Origin of the sequence: Nitratidesulfovibrio sp. SRB-5, assembly GCF_019931275.1 — a bacterium.
In the GTDB taxonomy this organism is placed as follows: Bacteria; Desulfobacterota; Desulfovibrionia; order Desulfovibrionales; family Desulfovibrionaceae; genus Cupidesulfovibrio.
The window spans coordinates 1-1,145 of record NZ_JAIOTY010000010.1 but is presented as its reverse complement, the minus strand read 5'-3'; the positions used below and the strand labels follow the sequence as shown (position 1 = coordinate 1,145).

At 67.0% G+C, this 1,145-nt stretch carries 1 protein-coding gene; it reads left to right on the top strand.

The window, feature by feature from the left end; all coding sequences use genetic code 11:
• A partial coding sequence (locus tag K6142_RS16515) for a thiamine pyrophosphate-dependent enzyme (RefSeq protein ID WP_190246124.1) occupies positions 1-1,145 on the top strand: 1,145 nt, incomplete at both ends.

Here is a 1,145-nt window from a genome sequence, read left to right as displayed (position 1 = left end):
GGCATCGGCAATCCGGAACAGTTCCGCGAGGCGGTGGAAGTGCTGAAGTCTGCCAAGCGCCCGGTCATCGTCTCCGGTCGCGGGGTGGTGGATTCCGGCGCGCTGGAAACGGTGAAGGCCCTGGCGGAACACCTCAACGCCCCCGTGGCCTGCACCTACCTGCACAACGACGCCTTCCCCTGCGACCATCCGCTGTGGACCGGGCCCATCGGGTACATGGGTTCCAAGGCGGCCATGCGCATCCTGCAGCAGGCTGATGTCATCCTGGCCGTGGGCACCCGGCTGTCCTACTTCGGCACGCTGCCGCAGTACGACATCAACTACTTCCCGAAGACCGCCAAGATCGTCCAGATCGACATCAACCCCCGCCACATCGCCAAGACCCACCCCGTGGCCGTGGGCCTGTGCGCCGACGCCAAGGACGCCGCCGTGGAACTGCTGGCCCGCGTGCGCGAGGCCATGCCCAATCCCAAGCGCGACGACGCCGTGTACGCCATGGTCAAGGCCGAGCTGGAGGACTGGTACAAGGAAATCGCCGCCATCGCCGACGAACCGGTGATGGAAGGCCGCATGCACCCGCGCAAGGCGCTGGACGTGGTGGGGCGCTTCGTCACCGAGCACAACGCCATCGCCACCACCGACATCGGCAACACCTCGTCCACGGCCAACAGCTACCTGCGCTTCCGCAACGCCAAGCGTTCGGTGGCCACGCTGACCTTCGGCAACACCGGTTTCGCCTATCAGGCGGGCCTTGGCGCGCAGCTGGCCTGCCCCGAGGACACGGTGGTGGCCATCGTGGGTGACGGCGCGTGGGGCATGAGCCTGTTCGAGGTGCCCACCGCGGTGCAGTACAACCTGCCGGTCATCGCCACCGTGTACAACAACGGGGCGTGGTGCGCGGAAAAGAAGAACCAGGTGGATTTCTACAACAATCGCTTCGTGGGCGCGGACATCTGGTCCAACTCCTACGCGGCCATCGCGGAAGCCATGGGCGCCGTGGGGTACAAGGTGAACACCCAGGCCGACCTGGCCGATGCCCTGGACGCCGCCCGCAAGAGCCGCAAGCCCTCGGTCATCGAGATCATGACCGACGGCACGCGACTGGCCCCGCCTTTCCGGCGCGATGCCCTGGCCCTGCCCACCCG